Source organism: Psychrobacter sp. CoH-33_TS_01 (genome assembly GCF_058189395.1).
This window is the reverse complement of record NZ_JBVGQI010000041.1, coordinates 1-284: the sequence shown is the minus strand read 5'-3', so window position 1 is coordinate 284 and position 284 is coordinate 1. Positions and strand designations below refer to the sequence as shown.

The window sequence follows — 284 nt, the reverse complement described above, 5'->3', positions numbered from 1 at the left end:
GAATAACCACGACCGGCCTTGATTTCTCGGATTTCTCCGTCAACAAGTGGCTTCGTGCTCATTCCATCTCCTTTGAGACAAGCATGAACAGCAGATCATCCACGCGACGGACTGCCCCGATCTCGTCAGTCTGCAAGTCACCGGTCTTCACTTCCTCGATAACGGTGTCGAAGATGCGCCGAATTTCACCGGTCCGCACCATCTGCCCCATCTCGAATCCAAACTTCAAAAGACGGCGACCCAGCTGCGATTTTGCAGCGGGCTCCGTGTCCGCCACCTCGAAC

At 55.3% G+C, this 284-nt stretch carries 1 protein-coding gene; it reads right to left on the bottom strand.

The window, feature by feature from the left end; genetic code table 11:
• Positions 1-58 precede the first annotated feature (58 nt).
• Positions 59-284, bottom strand: a 226-nt coding sequence (locus ACZ2XM_RS15480) for a hypothetical protein (protein WP_490619013.1), incomplete at its 5' end; no start/stop codon positions are given.